The sequence below is a fragment of the Streptomyces sp. CNH287 genome, assembly GCF_000424825.1.
The window spans coordinates 290,971-308,284 of the sequence record NZ_KE384251.1; the positions used below are offsets into that span (position 1 = coordinate 290,971).

The 17,314-nt window shown below is 72.6% G+C and carries 19 protein-coding genes; 10 read left to right on the forward strand and 9 right to left on the reverse strand.

The features are described 5' to 3' along the window. The first annotated feature begins 119 nt into the window (after nt 1–119). The gene (locus H299_RS0124985; RefSeq protein WP_027750642.1) at nt 120–2,729 is read left to right on the forward strand and encodes an ATP-dependent Clp protease ATP-binding subunit; all 2,610 of its coding nucleotides are present in this window, start codon (nt 120–122) and stop codon (nt 2,727–2,729) included. Nucleotides 2,730–2,759: 30 nt separating this feature from the next. Here the strand turns inward: H299_RS0124985 and H299_RS0124990 are convergent, their stop codons facing one another. The 4 genes from H299_RS0124990 to H299_RS0125005 form a co-directional block, all read right to left on the reverse strand. Beyond that, entirely contained in the window at nt 2,760–4,163 is a 1,404-nt protein-coding gene (locus tag H299_RS0124990; RefSeq protein ID WP_027750643.1) for an NADP-dependent succinic semialdehyde dehydrogenase, read from the reverse strand. Nucleotides 4,164–4,327: 164 nt separating this feature from the next. After that, on the reverse strand, nt 4,328–6,190 hold the full coding sequence (locus H299_RS36135) for a choline/carnitine O-acyltransferase (RefSeq protein WP_037760523.1): 1,863 nt from the start codon (nt 6,188–6,190) through the stop codon (nt 4,328–4,330). Next, nucleotides 6,187–7,065, reverse strand: a complete 879-nt coding sequence (locus H299_RS36140; RefSeq protein WP_051262817.1) for a hypothetical protein — start codon at nt 7,063–7,065, stop codon at nt 6,187–6,189. The genes H299_RS36135 and H299_RS36140 overlap by 4 nt, the downstream gene beginning before the upstream one ends. Before the next feature lie 81 nt (nt 7,066–7,146). After that, nucleotides 7,147–8,016, reverse strand: a complete 870-nt coding sequence (locus H299_RS0125005) for a HalD/BesD family halogenase (protein ID WP_027750644.1) — start codon at nt 8,014–8,016, stop codon at nt 7,147–7,149. 253 nt (nt 8,017–8,269) lie between these two features. Here H299_RS0125005 and H299_RS0125010 point away from each other — a divergent pair, with 253 nt between their 5' ends. Beyond that, on the forward strand, nt 8,270–8,662 hold the full coding sequence (locus tag H299_RS0125010) for a VOC family protein (protein WP_027750645.1): 393 nt from the start codon (nt 8,270–8,272) through the stop codon (nt 8,660–8,662). A 27-nt stretch (nt 8,663–8,689) separates the two neighbouring features. Here H299_RS0125010 and H299_RS0125015 read toward each other — a convergent pair whose 3' ends face one another. Then, on the reverse strand, nt 8,690–9,151 hold the full coding sequence (locus H299_RS0125015) for an NUDIX domain-containing protein (protein WP_027750646.1): 462 nt from the start codon (nt 9,149–9,151) through the stop codon (nt 8,690–8,692). Nucleotides 9,152–9,314: 163 nt separating this feature from the next. On the opposite strand from H299_RS0125015, the gene H299_RS0125020 reads away from it, so the two are divergent. Next, complete coding sequence (locus tag H299_RS0125020) at nt 9,315–10,007, forward strand: LAETG motif-containing sortase-dependent surface protein (protein WP_027750647.1); 693 nt, start codon at nt 9,315–9,317, stop codon at nt 10,005–10,007. Nucleotides 10,008–10,167: 160 nt separating this feature from the next. Here H299_RS0125020 and H299_RS0125025 read toward each other — a convergent pair whose 3' ends face one another. Further along, nucleotides 10,168–10,782: a TetR/AcrR family transcriptional regulator gene (locus tag H299_RS0125025; protein WP_486587412.1), complete on the reverse strand. Its 615-nt coding sequence runs from the start codon at nt 10,780–10,782 to the stop codon at nt 10,168–10,170. A gap of 124 nt (nt 10,783–10,906) precedes the next feature. Here H299_RS0125025 and H299_RS0125030 point away from each other — a divergent pair, with 124 nt between their 5' ends. Together H299_RS0125030 and H299_RS36145 are read left to right on the forward strand one after the other, a co-directional pair. Beyond that, nucleotides 10,907–11,314 (forward strand): cupin domain-containing protein, encoded by a 408-nt coding sequence (locus H299_RS0125030; RefSeq protein ID WP_027750649.1) that lies wholly within the window; start codon nt 10,907–10,909, stop codon nt 11,312–11,314. Continuing rightward, on the forward strand, nt 11,311–12,759 hold the full coding sequence (locus H299_RS36145; protein WP_078513023.1) for an MFS transporter: 1,449 nt from the start codon (nt 11,311–11,313) through the stop codon (nt 12,757–12,759). The genes H299_RS0125030 and H299_RS36145 overlap by 4 nt, the downstream gene beginning before the upstream one ends. Nucleotides 12,760–12,799: 40 nt before the next feature. On the opposite strand, the gene H299_RS0125040 is transcribed toward H299_RS36145, so the two are convergent. The 3 genes from H299_RS0125040 to H299_RS0125045 form a co-directional block, all read right to left on the reverse strand. Continuing rightward, entirely contained in the window at nt 12,800–13,330 is a 531-nt protein-coding gene (locus H299_RS0125040; RefSeq protein WP_027750650.1) for a GNAT family N-acetyltransferase, read from the reverse strand. Nucleotides 13,331–13,434: 104 nt separating this feature from the next. After that, complete coding sequence (locus H299_RS38650; protein ID WP_078513024.1) at nt 13,435–13,647, reverse strand: DUF397 domain-containing protein; 213 nt, start codon at nt 13,645–13,647, stop codon at nt 13,435–13,437. Further along, complete coding sequence (locus H299_RS0125045; protein WP_027750651.1) at nt 13,644–14,462, reverse strand: Scr1 family TA system antitoxin-like transcriptional regulator; 819 nt, start codon at nt 14,460–14,462, stop codon at nt 13,644–13,646. Before H299_RS0125045 ends, H299_RS38650 begins: the two co-directional genes overlap by 4 nt. A gap of 757 nt (nt 14,463–15,219) precedes the next feature. On the opposite strand from H299_RS0125045, the gene H299_RS40655 reads away from it, so the two are divergent. The 5 genes from H299_RS40655 to H299_RS40660 all read left to right on the forward strand — a co-directional run bounded on the left by H299_RS40655 (nt 15,220) and on the right by H299_RS40660 (nt 17,066). After that, the gene (locus H299_RS40655; protein WP_486587413.1) at nt 15,220–15,348 is read left to right on the forward strand and encodes a hypothetical protein; all 129 of its coding nucleotides are present in this window, start codon (nt 15,220–15,222) and stop codon (nt 15,346–15,348) included. After that, nucleotides 15,345–15,797: a hypothetical protein gene (locus H299_RS0125055; RefSeq protein WP_027750652.1), complete on the forward strand. Its 453-nt coding sequence runs from the start codon at nt 15,345–15,347 to the stop codon at nt 15,795–15,797. The genes H299_RS40655 and H299_RS0125055 overlap by 4 nt, the downstream gene beginning before the upstream one ends. 97 nt (nt 15,798–15,894) lie before the next feature. Continuing rightward, complete coding sequence (locus tag H299_RS36150) at nt 15,895–16,416, forward strand: NUDIX domain-containing protein (RefSeq protein WP_078513025.1); 522 nt, start codon at nt 15,895–15,897, stop codon at nt 16,414–16,416. Nucleotides 16,417–16,518: 102 nt separating this feature from the next. Then, a complete protein-coding gene (locus tag H299_RS36155) occupies nt 16,519–16,725 on the forward strand; it encodes a hypothetical protein (RefSeq protein WP_037760526.1) in 207 nt (68 codons plus the stop codon). A gap of 143 nt (nt 16,726–16,868) precedes the next feature. Then, nucleotides 16,869–17,066 carry a hypothetical protein gene (locus H299_RS40660; protein WP_027750653.1) on the forward strand — a complete coding sequence of 66 codons (198 nt, stop codon included), beginning with the start codon at nt 16,869–16,871 and terminating at the stop codon, nt 17,064–17,066. The last annotated feature ends 248 nt before the right edge of the window (nt 17,067–17,314 follow it).

Consider the following 17,314-nt stretch of genomic DNA (forward strand, 5'->3'; position numbering starts at 1 on the left):
CTCTCCGGCCGGCCAGGCGGCGGCCCTCCCCCAGCGGGCGGGCACGCGCCGGGCCCGGCCGGTGACCGCGACCGCCGCCCGCGCCGGACGCCCCGGCACGGGCCGAGAGGATGGCGCATATGACCAGCGGGTACGCGGGCGGCCCCGAGAACCACGGTCGGGACCCGCTCGGAGAGTTCCTCGCACGCTTCTTCGGACCCCCCGTCCCGGGGGACCGGGGTGCGCGCCCGCAGCAGTTCGACTTCGCCCGGCTGATGAGCGAGCCCGCCCGGCGGCTGGTCTCGTCCGCCGCCAGCTACGCGGCGCAGCACGGTGACACCGACCTGGACACCGAGCACCTCCTGCGGGCGGCGCTGAGCATCGAGCCGACGCGTTCGATGGTCGCGCGCGCGGGGACCGACCCCGAGGCGCTCGCCGTCGAACTCGACCGGCAGGCGGGTGAGGGCCCGCCCCGCAGCTCCATCGCCGTCAGCCCGGCCGTCAAGCGGGTGCTCATCGACGCGCACGACGTGGCGCTGGCGGGCGGCGCCTCGTACATCGGCCCCGAGCACGTGCTGCTGGCGCTGGCGGGCAACGAGGACTCGGCGGCGGGGCAGATCCTCAACACCGCGCAGCTCCAGTCCGGCGGCGTTCCCAGGCGCCCCGGGCCCGGCCGCCCGGCCCCGCCCGAGCAGCAGCTGGGCCGGGCGCAGGCGAGCCCGACCCCGCAGCTCGACTCGCTGGGCAGCGACCTGACCGAGCGGGCCCGGGAGGGCCGCATCGACCCGGTGATCGGCCGGGACGAGGAGATCGAGCAGGCCATCGAGGTACTGGCGCGCCGCGGCAAGAACAACCCGGTCCTCATCGGTGAGGCGGGGGTGGGCAAGACCGCCGTGGTGGAGGGGCTGGCCCAGCGCATCGCCGACGGCGACGTGCCGGGCAGCCTGCTGGGGCGCCGCGTCGTCCAGATCGACTTCTCCGGGGTGGTCGCGGGCACCCGCTACCGGGGCGACTTCGAGGAGCGGCTCAAGGGCCTGATCGACGAGATCCGGCAGCACTCGGACGAGTTGATCATCTTCATCGACGAGCTGCACACGGTGGTCGGCGCCGGCTCGGGCGGCGGCTCAGGCGGCGGCGAGGGCGGCTCGATGGACGCGGGCAACATGCTCAAACCGCCGCTGGCCCGCGGTGAGCTGCACGTCATCGGCGCCACCACGCTGGAGGAGCACCGGCGCTACATCGAGAAGGACGCCGCGCTCGCCCGCCGCTTCCAGCCGATCCTGGTGTCCGAGCCCTCCGCCGAGGACGCCGTGGAGATCCTGCGGGGGCTGCGCGACCGCTACGAGGCGCACCACCAGGTCCGCTACGGCGACGCGACCCTGGTCGCCGCCGTCGATCTGTCGGACCGCTACCTGACCGGCCGGTTCCTGCCGGACAAGGCGATCGACCTGATCGACCAGGCGGGCGCCCGGGTACGGCTGCGCCACTCGACCCGCGGCACGGACGTACGCGCCCTGGAGCGCGAGGCCGAGCAGGCCCGCCGGGACAAGGCGCAGGCCGTGGCCGACGAGGACTTCGAGCGGGCGACCCAACTGCGCGACCGGCTGTCCGAGCTGGAGGAGCGGCTCGGGCAGGACGAGAGCGCCGAGCAGCCGGGCGGCCGCATCGCCGAGGTCACCGTCGAGGACGTCGCCGAGATCGTGGCCCGGCAGACCGGCATCCCGGTCAGCAACCTCACCCAGGAGGAGCGGGAGAGGCTGCTGGGGCTGGAGGAGCAGCTGCACCAGCGCGTGGTCGGCCAGCGGGAGGCGGTCAGCGCGGTGGCGGACGCCGTGCTGCGCTCCCGCTCCGGGCTGGCCAGCCCGGACCGCCCGATGGGCAGCTTCCTCTTCCTGGGGCCGACCGGGGTCGGCAAGACCGAGCTGGCCCGCGCCCTGGCGGAGGCGCTCTTCGGCAGCGAGGAGCGGATGGTGCGGCTGGACATGAGCGAGTACCAGGAGCGGCACACCGTCAGCAGGCTGATCGGAGCCCCGCCGGGCTACGTGGGGCACGAGGAGGCCGGCCAGCTGACCGAGGCGGTGCGGCGCACCCCGTACGCGCTGCTGCTGCTGGACGAGATCGAGAAGGCGCATCCCGACGTCTTCAACATGCTGCTCCAGGTGCTGGACGACGGACGGCTCACCGACGCGCAGGGCCGCACGGTCGACTTCACGAACACCGTGATCGTGATGACCAGCAATCTGGGCTCCGAGGCCATCGTGGGCGGCGGCACCGGGATGGGCTTCGGCGGCGGTGGCGAGGAGGCCGACGAGAAGGCGCGCCGCGAGAGGGTGCTGCGACCGCTGCGGGAGCACTTCCGGCCGGAGTTCCTCAACCGGATCGACGAGATCGTGATCTTCCAGCAGCTCTCGGCGACGCAGCTGCGGCAGGTCACCGACCTGATGCTGGAGGAGACGCGGCACCGGCTGCACGCCCAGGACGTGGCGGCCGACTTCACCCCGGCCGCCGTGGACTGGCTGGTGGAGCGCGGCTACCGGCCGGAGTACGGTGCCCGGCCGCTGCGCCGCACGATCCAGCGCGAGGTGGACAACCCGCTCTCCCGGATGCTGCTGCGCGGCGAGCTGGAGCCGGGCACGCGGCTGCGTGTGGACGTGCGCGACGGTGAGCTGTCCTTCACCGGCCCCGCCGGTGAAGGACAGGAGAGGGAAGGCACCGGGACGGAAGGTGCGGGCGAAGGCACGCCCGGCTGAGGCCACTGAGGCCTCAGCCGGGCGGGGGCCTCAGTCCTCGGGGGGCTCGCCGTGCCAGACGGTCGTCACGTTGCAGAACTCGCGCAGACCGTGCCCGGCCAGCTCCCGCCCGTAGCCGGAGCGCTTGATCCCGCCGAAGGGGAAGCCTGGGTGCGAGGCGGTCATGCCGTTGAAGTAGATGCCGCCCGCCTCCAGGTCGCGGGTGCAGCGCTGCTGCTCGAGGGCGTCCCGCGTCCACACGTTGGAGCTGAGGCCGAAGGAGGTGTCGTTGGCCAGCACCAGCGCCTCGTCCAGGTCCGCGACCCGGTAGAGCGTGGCGACCGGGCCGAACGCCTCCTCCTGGTGGATGCGCATGGACGGCGAGACGTCCGCGAGCACGGTCGGCTCGTAGAACCAGCCGCCAGGGTGCCCGGCCGGGCGCCCGCCGCCGCACAGGACGGCCGCGCCGCGCTCCCGCGCGTCCTCCACCAGCGCCTCCAGGTCCGCACGGCCCTGCTCGCTGGAGAGCGGCCCGACGTCGGTCGCCTCTGCGGCCGGGTCCCCGACGGTCAGCTGCGACATCCCCGCCACGAAGCGCCGCGCGAAGTCGTCGTAGACCCCCGTGTGCACGATGAAGCGCTTGGCCGCGATGCAGGACTGGCCGTTGTTCTGCACCCGCGCGGTCACCGCGACCTCGGCCGCCCGCTCCACGTCGGCCGAGGGAAGCACCAGGTACGGGTCGCTGCCGCCCAGCTCCAGCACCGTCTTCTTGATCTCGTCGCCCGCGATCGAGGCCACCGAGCGGCCCGCGGGCTCGCTGCCGGTCAGGGTCGCCGCGACGACCCGCCGGTCCCGCAGGACGCCCTCCACCGCCCCGGAGCCGATCAGCAGCGTCTGGAAGCAGCCCTCGGCGAAGCCCGCGCGGCGGAAGAGGTCCTCCAGGTACAGCGCGGTGCGGGGGACGTTCGAGGCGTGCTTGAGCAGGCCCACGTTCCCCGCCATCAGGGCCGGGGCGGCGAAGCGGACCACCTGCCACAGCGGGAAGTTCCACGGCATGACCGCGAGCACGGGGCCCAGCGGGCGGTAGCGCACCGTGGCGCGGCTGCCGCCGGAGTCGCGCACGTCGGCCTCGGCGGGGTCCTCGTCCGCGAGCAGCTCCTCGGCGTGCTCGGCGTACCAGCGCATCGCCTTGACGCACTTGGCGACCTCCGCGCGCGCCGCAGCCAGCGGTTTGCCCATCTCCAGGGTCAGGGTGCGCGCGACGCTCTCCTCCTCCCCCGCCAGCAGCCAGGCCGCCTCCCGCAGCCGCTCCCGGCGGTGGGCGAAGGTCGTCGTGCGGTAGCTGTCGTAGGCGGCTCGGGCGGTGGCGAGGCGCTTCTCGATCTCCTCGGCGCCCAGGGGGTCGAAGGTCTCGACGGTCTCCCCCGTGGCCGGATTGACGGTGGCGATCGGCACGGAATCCTCCTCGGGACGGTGCGTACGCCGTCCGGGTACCGCGCTCACCTCCGTTCAGTCGTCCGTCCTGCACGACCGCGCACGACCGCGCACGACCCGCGCCGCTGCGGCCGGGGCGCTCGCCGCCGCCGCGCGGCCCAGGGGCCGGGCGGCGGCGGCCCCGCTCACGCCTCCTGGACGGCCAGCAGCTCGCGCAGCTCGCCGACCGCCTCGCGCAGCCGGTCCGCGAAGGCGCTCATCTGGTCGGCGACCGGCCGCGGCGTGCTGAGGTAGACGTTGAACTGCTCGGGCAGCAGCACGTACGCGACGCCGATGCAGCGGCTGCTGGTGGAGCCGAAGCCGAAGTACTGGATGTGCCGGGACGGCGCCGAGCTGGTGCTCAGGTAGTCGTCGCGCATCGTGCGCCAGCCCGGCGTGCGGTACAGCGCGGGCTGGTCGGGCACGCCCAGCTCCGTACCGCGCCGCCGCTGGATCAGCTCCAGCTCCCACAGGTGCTGTTCGGGCGCCTCGCCACGCTGGCACTCCTTGGCGCGCGTCACGTGCTGCTCGGCGGCGGCGCGGAAGGCGGCCCGCCGGGCCTCCGGGCCGACCGCCGGGTCCTCCATGGCGGCCACGAACCGCTGGATCTCGGGCGTGACCACGCGCATCGCCTCGGTGCGCCCGCGCCGCCACTGGCGGGTGGCGATCGACTCGTAGGTGGCGCCCAGGTGGCCCTTGGCGCGCTGGTGCGCGAGCTGGTAGGCGAGTTGGACGAAGGCGTCCGGCGAGACGCGCAGCGCCTTGGCCGCGCTGCCGCCGAAGTCGTCGAAGGAGACCAGGGCCGTCGCGGTGCCGTCGCCGTACGCCGCGAACTCCTCGGCGGCGGTGCGCACCTGGGCGCGCAGCGCCTCGTCCAGGGTGAAGGCGAGCGGCTCCGTCGCGGGCAGCCCCTGCGAGCGGGCCCCGGAGAGCCGGGACTGCTCCTCGGCGGGGGTGCCCAGGACGGCGTCGACGAAGCTGAGGATGGTGGTGCCGTCCAGGCCGCAGTGCTCGACGTTGATGCCCGCCCGGCCGTCGGCGAAGACGATCAGGGAGAGCGCCTTGTCGAACCAGCGGTTGCCGCGGTCGCCGTAGAGCAGGTTGTCGCACGCCTCCTGGGTGTCCCGCGGTGCGAAGTCCTCCAGGCAGAGGCAGAAGAGGGCGGTCTCCACGTCGTCCAGCACGGCCGCGTTGCGCGGGTCGCAGGTCAGCAGGGACTCGCGGGTGGCCGCCCACTCGGCGCGGGCCATCGTGGTCAGGTGCCCCACCGGCGCGTCGGAACCGGCGGGCTCGGCACCGGACTTCAGCACCGCGTGCAGCCCCGCCTCCAGGTCCGCCAGGCTGTGCGGCACCCCGTCCGCGCCTTGCACGTCCATCTTGAACATGCCGCCGCGGTGGAACACCACGATGTGCCGCGCCTCCGAGGGGCCCGGCGTCTGCTCGGTGTACGGCGGCAGGACGGTGTACGGGTTGCGGACGGTGTCCTGCGGTGCGCCGGGGATGCGGGTGGTGGAGAAGAGGTACTTGTTCTGCTCCATCGACAGCGCCTGGCCGCGCTGCTCCACCGGCGGAATCCGCTCCTGGTCGAGCTGCCGCTTGTAGTGGACGGCGCCCGCGATCAGCCCGGCCGCCCGCTCCACCTGCGACTCGCCGGTGTCGCGGAAGAGGAAGAAGAAGTTGGCGTTGAGCGCGATCCGGTCGCGGCGGCCCAGGTAGCGGTACGGCCAGAAGGTGTCGAGCCAGCTGTGCACGCCGTCCGCCCGGTCGTACTCCGCCAGCGCCGCGTGCAGCAGCCGCCCGGGGCCGCCGGGGCGCAGGAACGCGGCCACCTCGGCCTCGGTCGCGGCCCGCTCCTCGGGGGTGAGCAGCGGCGCGCACCAGGAGAGGAAGCGCGCGCAGCTCTCCTCCAGGGCGGGCAGCGGGACGCGCGGCAGGCTGTCCTCGTGCGCGAAGGTGGAGGGGGTGGCCGCGGCGGCGGCGCTGCCGTCGGTTTCCTGACGGGTATTCACATCCGTACTCGATTCGGCTCGTGGTGATCTGTGGACGGTCGCGAGATGTGGAGCCGCGCGTAGAGCCGGCCTTCCGCCTCCAGTCCCCTCGCGTCGACCCCGGCCGCCGACATCGTGTCCAGCACGAGCCGCTGCTCCGCGGGGGAGGCGAACCGGCGCTGCGGGAACACGCCGTCCAGCAGCACGGTCTCGTACCCGAAACCCGCCAGCACGCGCTCGACCGGATCGAAGGGGAACATCCGCAGCACGAAGTGTGCCATCCAGGGGAGAGCGCCGTCCTGGGCTCGGACGACGCGGGCCAGGGTGCGTTCGGTGACGTAGCCCAGGCAGCCCGTGGAGATGACCAGGTCCGCCCCCGCGAGCCGGGCGCGCTGGGCGGGGGTGGGGTCGCGCTCCTCCAGGTCGGCGTGGACCGCCTCGTCCAGGAAGCCCGCCTGGAGCGCGTAGTCGAGCGCGGGGCCGGAGGGGTCGAGGCCGATGAAGCGCAGGGGGCGGGCGGGGCGGCGCGAGCGGGCCAGCTCCCGGTCCCGGGCGAGCAGTTCCCGGCGGGCGGCGGGGCTCGCGGCGGGGGCCGGGGCCACGGCCGGGTCCTGATCGTGGTCCGGGTCCGCCGCGTAGCGCGCGTACAGCTCGTCCATGGTCACGTCGTACTTGAGCAGGGCGGCGTTGACGCCGTAGGAGCAGCCGATGTCCAGCACCTTGGGCGACTCGACGCGCGCACTCTCCCGGTACTCCGTGATGAGCTTCGCGAAGTAGGGCTTGGCCTGCTGCGGCACCCGGTAGTCCAGTGTGCGCAGCACGGTGAAGTACGCGCGGGGGTCGGGGCGGGTGTAGATGTGGTCGAGCGAGACTTTTCCGGTCGCGTCGAAGCGCACGCCGCTTACCCCTCCGTGGATGCCAGTGGATCTCGTGCCGCGCGGCTGCCGGGCGCGGCCGTGCGGTCCCTCGGTCGACCCTCAGTCGAGCAGCGCGTCACCCCGTACGGCGCGGCCCTCGGCCGCCAGGTGCGCGGGCAGCACCCGGCCGAAGAGCTGCCGGGTGCGGGACACGCTGCCCACGACGCCGGGCCGTTCGCTGTACGCGAAGATCGCCGAGTGGCGCGCGACCGCGCCCCGTACGGGGCTGACCCGGTGCAGGGAGTAGCGGCCCTGGAAGAGCTGGAGGTCGCCCGGGCGCAGCGGGAGCCGCCGCGTGAGCCGCTCGCCCCGGCCGCCGAGCACGTCCCGTACGTCGTCGAAGTGCTCGTCGTGCGCGGACCGGATGCCGGGGCAGTACTCGAAGACACCGCCGTCCTGGGCGTCCTGGGTGAGCATGCTGACGGTGAACTCGTTGGTGTCGAAGTGCCAGGGGTGCTCCCGGCCGGGCTCGACGACGTTCAGGACGAGGCCGGAGAGCGGGTCGGCCAGCTCGTACAGCCGGGGCAGCCCGAAGCAGCGGGCGAGGAACTCCCGGAAGGCGCCGTGCGTGTAGAGGCGGCTGATCAGGGCCCCGGCGGGGACGCGGTCGCGGGGGACGAAGGCGTTGCCGCGTTCGAAGGAGGTGCGGCCCGGGTGGTCCGGAGGCAGCGCGGGGTCGACGGCCATGTTGTAGACGTTCACGGTCTCCACGTCGAAGTGGGCCCGCGGCGCGAGCGCCGCGCACTCCCGCCGCAGGGACTCGCGCAGCGCGGGGCGTACGAAGTCCGGCAGGACGGTGCAGCCGACGTCGGCCAGCTCGCGCCGGGCACGGGCGATCACCGCCGCTCCGCCTGCGCTGTCGAGGTCGGACAGGGGGTAGCGAAGCGTGTCGACCACCTGGTCCAGCGTCCCGGCTTCCACAGTGCTCATATGACCCTCTTCATCCGCGGCCCGCCCGACCCGCCCTCCGGCCCGGCGGGGCTCCAACCCCACTGATGAGTAACCTCGTTGAAGCTGCCACAACACCGTCGCGTTGTCTGTGACACGTCACACTCAGCCCACGCGCATACTCAGCCCGTGAACGGTCCCGGGGCGTCGGCGGCGTGGCCCTGATGACACCGCCGAAACCCCCGCCTAGGGTCTGTGCTCCCGGACCGGGCACGGAGACACGGAGGCATCCGGCATGGCCGTCGAGTTGAACCACACCATCGTGCATTCCCACGACAAGCACGAGTCCGCCGCGTTCCTGGCCCACATCCTCGGGCTGGAGGCGGGCGCCGAGTGGGGCCCCTTCGTCCCCCTCGACCTGAGTAACGGCGTGACGCTGGACTTCGCCGACGCCCCGGCGCAGTCGATCGTCACGCAGCACTACGCCTTCCTCGTCACCGAGGAGGAGTTCGACGGGATCTTCCAACGCCTCCAGGACGGCGGCATCACCTACTACGCCGAGCCGCACGGCCGGCGGCCCGGCGAGATCAACCGCAACGACGGCGGGCGCGGCGTCTACTTCATGGACCCGGCCGGCCACGGCATGGAGGCCATCACCCGCCCGTACGGCAGCGGCGATCCCCAGTAGCGGCCCGTCGCGGCGCGGGCGCGCGGGTCAGGCGCCGTCCCACCCGTGGAGGCTGACGCCCGGGCCGCCGCCCGCGAAGTACGCCGCCAGCGCTCCGGCGGCCGAGCGCACGCAGCCGCCGCGCCCCTCGCGCAGGGCGCCCGCGTCCCGCCAGCGCACCTCGGTGTGCTTGTGCGGCTCGCGGTTGACGGGCTCGCCGGTCCACTCGCGGGCGGCGAAGACGACGGACAGGTAACCCTCGGGCGCCTGTGGCCCCCACGCCCCGTGCACGAGGTGGACGACGCGCAGGGACGCGGCGGCGACGACGAGTCCGGTCTCCTCGCGCAGCTCGCGCACGGCGGTCCCGGTGACGGACTCGCCCGGCTCGTTCTTGCCGACCGGCAGGTCCCACAGACCCCGGCCGTAGTGCGCGTTCGCGCCGCGCCGGAGCAGCACGACGCGGTCGGTGGACCGGTCGTGCACAAGAACGGCGGCAGCCAGCAGGGTCACCTCTACAACCTACGCGGGCGCTCCTCGCGGGCATGTCTGAACTGGACCTATGCGTCCGCTTCTTGAAGATGTGGGGGCGGATGTCGCTCCAGCGCCCCGAGCGGAGTAGGTTCTGTGCTCGCAACACCTACCCCATGAGTACGTCCTCGAACCGGAGGCCACATTGTCCGCTCACCACAGACCCCGCCGCACGGCCGCGCTCGCCGCGACCGGGGTTGCCGCGCTGGTCGGCACCGGCATATTCCTCGCCGCTCCCGCCTCGGCCCACACGCCGAAGTGGGAGGTCGACTGCGACTCGGTGTCCGTCAACCTGGCCTACTACAGCCAGAAGCCCACCAACACCGTGACCATCACGGTGGACGGCAAGGACCTGCTGCCCACCGAGTCGTTCGGCGGCAGCTTCCAGAAGGAACTGGAACTTCCCGCCCACGACAAGGAGGTCACCGTCAAGCTGGTCGTCAAGGCCAACGACGGCGACAAGTACAACTTCGAAGACACCAAGACCTCACCCGTGTGTGAGGGCGAGGAGTCCCCCGCCCCGACACCGAGCGAGAGCACCCCCGAGGAGACGCCCTCGCCGAGCGAGAGCACGCCGGCCGAGACACCCTCGCCCAGCGAGAGCGCCCCCGAGGAGACGGCCTCGCCCAGCGAGCCCGCCGAGCCCTCCGAGGCGCCGAGCAGCAGCGCCCCGGCGAAGGTCGAGCCCGCCGGCTCGTCCAGCCCGGCACCGGCCGACCTGGCCGAGACCGGCTCGTCCAGCAACACTCCCATGATCGCGGGCATCGCCGCCGCGGTCGTCGCCGCCGGTGGCGCGCTGCTGATGGTCGCCCGCAAGCGCCGCTCCGCCCGGGACTGACCCGCACGGAGCCGGTCCGGCCCGCAGCACGCCGGGACCGGCGGCATCACAGCTCGGCAGCACGGCAGCACCACGGCAGCGGCGGCACCGTCCGCTGCCGGACCGGGGTCCGGCGCCCGCACCAGGGGCGCCGGACCCCGGTCCGTTCTCCGCACGGCGCTCACGGGGTGCCGAGCACCCCGGCACGGGCGGCGGCCAGCGTGATCCGGGCCGCCTGGTCGGCGGCTGCCTGGTCGAGCGGCTCACCCGTCACCAGGAACCGGAAGTGGATCGGCGCGGCGAGCGTCCGCACCACGGCGGACGGGTCCGTGCCGACGGGCAATTCACCCCGGGCGACGGCACGGGTGATCACCGGTTCGGCCCGGCGGAACCGGTCGCCGAAGACCCGCGCCCTGGCCCCGGCGATCTCCGGCAGCCGACTGGCGTCCGAGGACAGCGCGGCCTCCACCGCCCGGCCCGTCGGCCCGGACAGCCAGGCGACCAGCGACCGCGCCAGCTCGCGCAGGTCGCCGTCGATCGAGCCGGTGTCGGGCATGGGGATGTCCACCGCGACGTGGCCCGCCAAGGCGTCGACGACGAGGGCCGCGCGGTCCTTCCAGCGCCGGTAGACCGTCGTCTTGTGCACCCCGGCGCGCTGCGCGACCCGCTCCACGGTGAGCGCGGCGTAGCCCGCCTCCGTCAGCTCGTCGAGCGTGGCGGCCAGGACGGCGGCGTGCATCCGCGGACCGCGCCCGGCCGTCCGGGGGCGGTCCGGTGCGGGGGAATCGGACGTCATTGCAACTCCTAGTTGCGTTATTCGCGGACACTGTGGCACTCTCAGGCTATCGCAACTTTGAGTTGCGTTGCGCGCCGCACGGTGCGCTCCCGAACCGAATCCTGCCGCCCGGAAGGACTCCGCCATGCCCACCACCAGGACACCCGCCCTCGCCACCACCATGACGCAGCTGCGCGACGACGGCAGCGTGCGCCCCATGGCCCGCGACTTCGCCGCCGGACCCAGCCTCGACGGCTGGACCTTCGCCCTGGCCCACCTCACCGACAACACCGAGGTCCACTCCGACCTGTGGGAACTGCACCCGGAGTCCGACGAACTGCTGGCGGTGCTGACCGGCGCGGCACACGTCCACCTGAGTTCCGCGGACGCCGCGGCGGCGGAGACCGTACGGATCGGGGCGGGCACGCTCTTCGTCGTCCCGGCCGGGCGGTGGCACCGGCTGGAGATCGAGGGGCCCACCGACCTGCTCTCCCTCACCCGCGCCGCGGGCACCCGGACCGAGCCGACGGCCCTGCGGGAGAACCGCGGATGACCGGGACCGACTCCCCCGCCCCCGTACGCGCCCCCGCGCCGCCCGGGGAGGCCACGGGCACGGGCGCGCACGGCGGACGGCTGCTGCTCGCGGTCGTCCTGACCGTGCAGTTCACCGTGTCGCTGGACATGTCCGTGGTGAACGTCGCCCTGCCGGACATCCGTTCCGACCTCGGCTACACCAGCGCCGACCTGCCCTGGGTGGTCAACGCCTACGCGCTCGCCTTCGGCGGCCTGATGATGCTCGGCGGCCGGATCGGCGACCTGGCGGGCCGTCGCCGCACCCTGCTGGCCGGGCTGCTGCTGTTCGGCCTGGCCAGCGCGGCCGGGGCGGCGGCGCAGGAGCCCTGGCAGCTGACCGCCGCCCGCGCGGTGCAGGGTGCCGGGGCGGCGGGCCTGGCTCCGGTCGCGCTCGCCCTGATCACCGTCAACTTCCCCGCGGGACCCGCGCGTTCCCGTGCACTGGGACTGTGGGGCGCGGCTTCGGCGGTCGGCGGGGCGGTCGGGGTGCTGGCGGGCGGGCTGCTGACCGAGTCGGCAGGCTGGCGCGCGGTGATGCTGGTCAACGTACCGATCGTGCTGGCCGTCCTGCTCGCGGCACGGCGAGTATCGGCCGACCGGCGCGACGGCCCGGCCCCGCGCCTGGATCTGGCGGGCGCGCTGCTGGTGACGGCCGGGACGTCCACGCTGGTGCTGGGCGTCATCCGCACCGAGACCCACTCCTGGGGCTCGCGGACCACGGTCCTCACACTGGCGCTGTCGGCGGCGCTGCTGGCGCTGTTCGCGGCGGTCGAACTGCGCACGGCCGAGCCGCTGCTGCGGATGCGGCTGCTCACCCGGCGCCCGGTGGTCACGGCCAACGTGTTCATGCTGCTGGTGGCGTCCGGGCAGTTCGCGGTCTTCTACTTCGTCTCGCTCCATCTCCAGCACGTGCTGGACTACGGGCCCGCCGCCACCGGTCTGGCGTTCCTGCCGTTCTGCTTCGGTGTCGTCGCCGGTTCGGTGACGGCGACGAGGACGCTGGCCCGGCTGGGCACGCGCATCGTCCTGGTGAGCGCGGGGGTGGTCACCGCCGCCGGGTTCGGCTGGTTCGCGCTGGCGCTCACCGCCGACGGCGGCTTCGCCACCGCGATCCTCGGTCCGTCGCTGGTGACCGCGTACGGCGTGGGCATGTCCATCGTGCCGCTGGGTACGGCGGCCACCGCCGACGTCGCGCCGCACGAGGCGGGGATGGCCACCGGGCTGATCAACAGCTCCCGGCAGATCGGCGGCTCCCTCGGCCTGGCCGCCCTGGTCACCGTCGCCGCGAGCGCGACCGGCGGGCACGGCGGCGGGACCGCCGAGGCGCTGTCGGCCGGGCACCGGGCGGCGGCGTGGGTCGCGTGCGGGCTGCTGGCGCTCGGCACGCTGCTCGCCGCGCTGCTGCTGCGGCAGCGGCAGCGCTGACCCGCGCTGACCCCGGCGTCGGCCAGGCCGAGCTGGTCGGCTACGCCCCGGCGGCGACGTCCGTACGCAGCACGGAGTACATGACCATGTCGCGCCAGACGCCCGCACGGAAGCAGGCGCCGCGCAGGACACCCTCGCGGGTGAAGCCCGCCCCCTCCAGGGCGCGCTGCTCGGCGATGTTCGCCAGCTCCGTACTCGCCTCGACCCTGTTGACCTTGGTGTGGTCGAAGAGGTAAGCGGCGAGCCGGCGCTGGGCCTGTGTGCCGTATCCCTTGCCGCGTTCGGCGGTGAGCAGGGACACGCCGATGTTCCAGCAGGGGGACGCCGGGCCCTGGAACACCTCGTGCCACTGCACCTCGCCGACGAACCGGCCGCCGTCCGCGGCAATCACCAGCCGCCCGCCCTGGGCGGACAGGAAACCGTCGGCCCACTGGCGTCGGAGCTGCCCCGGGTTGCGGTATCCGAAGAAGCCGTGGTCCCCGGCCTCGGAGGGGTCTTCGTACAGCCGCTCCAGCAGGTCGAGGTCCTTCTCCAGGACGGGGCGCAGGTCAACATGGTCACGACGGGACATGAGCACAGCCTAGGAGGCGGCCCGTTCGGCTGTGCGCGTCGCTCCGCAGCACGACGGCCCCACCGTGGCGGGGGCCGTCGTCTTCGCGTAGGCGCTCGGGAACGTCAGGCAGCAGGGTGTGCTCCGCCCTTGACCGCCGAGACGAACGACGTCCAGGACGATGCGGGGAAGACGATCGCGGGACCGTGGGGGTTCTTCGAGTCCCGTACCGGCGTGACGCCGGGGAAGCTGTCGGAAACCTCAACACAAGTGGCGTCGCCCCCGTTGCTGTAGCTGCTCTTGCGCCACTGTGCGCTGGCAAGGTTGGGGGTGCTCATGATGCGTTGCCCTCCATGATTCTCCTGATGAAGTCGAGTGAGGCTGGCGGTGGAAGTGCCGAGTCCCGTAGCCGATCGTAGGACAGTCGGTACTGCGCCACTTCTTCCGCATCCTCTACCAAGTCTCCTGACTTGTTGCCCTCCAAGTAGGCAACGCCTGCCCCGTCTGCCTGCCACAGCAAAGACAGAGAGCCGCCCATGAGGTCATGGACTCCAGCGGTGAAGGGAAGGACCTGAAGCACCACGAACGGGCGTTCGGCCGACTCCACAAGGTGTTCAAGCTGACCGGCCCACACCTTCGCGTCAGCGGTAGGTCGTCGAAGTGTGGATTCATCCAGGATCACACGGAGGCTCGGGTAGGGCTCTCGCCTCAGCAACTCCTGACGGCTGAGCCGCAAGGCCACCTGTTCCTCTAGCCACTCCGGCCCCCAGTGGTTCGGAGATGAGGACAGGATGGCGCGCGCGTAATCCTCAGTCTGAAGAAGTCCGGGGACGGCGGTCATGAACTTATGCATGATCACGGCCCCCTCTTCGTACTGCATGAACAGCTTGAATCGGTTACTGATGACGCTGTTGCATGCAGCTTTCCAGAGTCTGACCAGCAATCCATCAGTCTCATAGTAAGTGTCGAGATCCTCCATCACTGGGCGTTTTGACAAGCGCTGCCCAGTTTCGAGGCGATTCAAGTAGCTGCGCTCATATCCAGAATCCTCCGACAGCTGCGCCAGTGACTTGCCCGCCTTCTTCCTCAGCATCGCCAGCGCATGGCTGAGGGTCTCCCGGGCGTCTTGCTCATCGTCTGTCTGTTCGGTCATACAGCCTCCCGCTGTTGTCGGACGCTCTGACAACGCCCGAGGGGCGTCAAGTGGTCCAGCGTGAGTGATGGTTGGGATACGCAAAGTAGTACCCGAAAGCAGGCCCGAGACACCAACGCTCGGGACGCCGCAGGTACCGAACTCCGCAAGGGCAGAACCCTCCGCCACATCAGAACCCCCGCAACCGATGCGCGTCGGTCCGGGGGCGTGGCCCAACTGAAGGAAGCAGGCAGGCACATGAACACTATCCGGTGCGCCATCGAGTTGTTGAGGAAATGGGTGGCCTCTGCGTCGCCGTCCGGGCGGCACCGTGGCGGTGTGCCTGTCGTACGGCCTTGTGTGCCGTTGCCGTTGCCGACTCCCCGCCGTCGTCTTCCCGATGACACGGTGATTGATGCGGATGCGTTGCCGATGGTGCGGCCGTATGTGGCTGCGTGGGAGCGGCGGGGGCGGCGTCGTGTGCTGGTTCTCGCGGTGGGGGGCGTCGATTTGGGGCCGGAGGTCATCCGCGGTGTGCGGGTGGGGGTTGCGTCGTGAGCGGGGTGCGGCTGCGTGCTGCGGCGGTGTGCTGCCGGTGTGCGCGGCCGATGTGTGCGGGGGTTGTGGTGGCGCGGGTGGAGTCGGGGCGGGGGCCGGTGGAGTCGGTGTACGCGTGTCTGGACTGCGCGCGGCACCTTCAGGCGGTGCCTGGTGCGGTTGAGGGGAGTGTGCGGTGATCCTCACCCGTATCTGCGTGCGGTGCGGCACATTGTCGACGGTGGAGCAGACCAGCTTGGCGCGGTTCCTCCCGTACGCCTGCCCGCCGTGCCTGCCGCAGTTGGCGGCCTCCCCGCACGCTCCGGAGTGGGTAGCCCACTCGGTCACGGAACGGGAGGCGGAGCGGTGAGCGTGCCCCGTCCCGGTGTCTGGCGCATCGAATGCATCCCCGGCCGACCGGTACGGCCCGCGCGGAACGGCGGCGGCTGTGTGCTGCCCTTGTGGGTACTGCGGCATGGCGAGTGGTTCGCGGACCTCGACCTGTCCCTCCCCCCGGGGGAAGCCGTGACGCTGCACGCGCAGTTCTCCCGCGCGCTGAACGGGCAGGGGGAGGCGGTGGGCGCACCCGTCGCGCGGCACGACGCGCGGAACAGCGCTGCCCGGCCCCACGGGTGGGGTGTGGAGTGTGTCCCGGGTGAGCCGCTGCGGGGTGAGCGGGCGGGGCGGTGCGTGCTGGCGCTGCGACTGTCCCGCGACGGGGTGCCGTGCACGTATGTGGACCTGAACCTCTCGCGCGCCGAGTCGGAAGCGCTGCACGCCCAGTTGGGCCGCGCGCTGGGCCGCGTTCCGCTCCCGTAAGGCGGCCCGGAGCGGTGGCGGGCGCCCGCCTCACCCTGACGACCAGCTCCCGTCCCCTCTCCCTCTTCCTCTCCCTGTTGCTGAAGGAGTTGGCCTCGTGGCACACGCTGATCTCGACCCTGCCCGGCCCCCGCGTCGCCGTCTTGCCTGCGCCGTACTGGTCACCGACGAAGCAGGACACGTCCTGATGGTCAAACCCGCCCACAAGGCGGGATGGAATCTGCCCGGCGGCAGCGCGCACCCTGGCGAGAGCATCGCGCAGACAGCCGCGCGGGAACTGCGCAACAAGACCGGCCTTATCCGCCGCCCCACCCACTTCCTGACACTCGATCAAGTTCCCGCCGGTGCGGACGGCACCTCCGCCGAGGGGCTGAACGTGGTCTGCGAAGGGGGCGTGCTCACCGACGAGGAAGCCGGGGCGCTGGCGCTGCCCGCCGCCACTGGCGGCGAGCTGACCGCGTGCGCGCTGATCGCCCCCGCTGATCTGTCCCGGCACGCCGGACCCGACCAGGAAGCCCGCGTCCGCGAAGCACTCGACGCACTGGAGCGCGGCAACGAACTACCCCTGCTCATCCTCGGGGAACCCGCCGACCAGCCCCACCCAGCCCCGGCGAACTGAGACCGGCCCCCAGGGGCCAGCCCCGCGCGCCCCCGGGCGCGGGACCGGCCCCGGGGGCCGACCCTTCACCCCTGTCGCTCATCCCCTACCAGAAAGCCAGCCATGCACCGCGACCCGTTCGGCCGTCTCAGCTCGCTGCGCTGCCCGCGGTGCCGCCACCGCGTCACTGTGACCGACGGCCGCATATCCGAGCACACCCGCACGGCCCGGCCCTGCCCCCTCTCCGGCGCCCTCGTCGAAGACCGCGCCGCACCGCCACCGCTGTGGGAGAACCCCGACCCGCACCCGTGGACACACAACGATCAGTGAGTGCCCGACCGGTCCGTCCGCGTGGGGGCGTCGCATGCTCCGCCTCCCACGCGGCGCGCGGCCCACGCGGTCCTGGCCGAGGCGCACCAGGTCGCAGCGAACACGCTCGCGGCGCTGGGCAGGAAGACGCCGCGTGCACGGCGATGGAGCAGGCATCGGACACCGCACGCGCATCGGACGATCCGTACCTGGAGGCGGTGGGGATCACCTGCCTCGCCTGGATCTTCACGAAGCAGGGGCGGCTGGAGGACGCGGAGCGGATCGAGCCCGGATTCGTTCGCCGCCCCTGGCGCACCATCCGCACTACGAAGTTCAACGGCGGTGGGGGAGGGCTGCGCTAGCCTGGCCCGATGAGTTCTCCGGCGAGCGTTTTGTCGCATTCTCGGGAAGTGAATGAAACCAGCCTGCCGGCCGGATAAACCCGCAGGTCATCCAGCCTGCTCCCCGCGCACGCGGGGATGGACCTACGGAGTCGGGGACCGGGCTTGACAGGTCGGACTGCTCCCCGCGCACGCGGGGATGGACCCCAAGACCGTCCTTGACGCCTCACTGCGCATCCCTGCTCCCCGCGCACGCGGGGATGGACCCG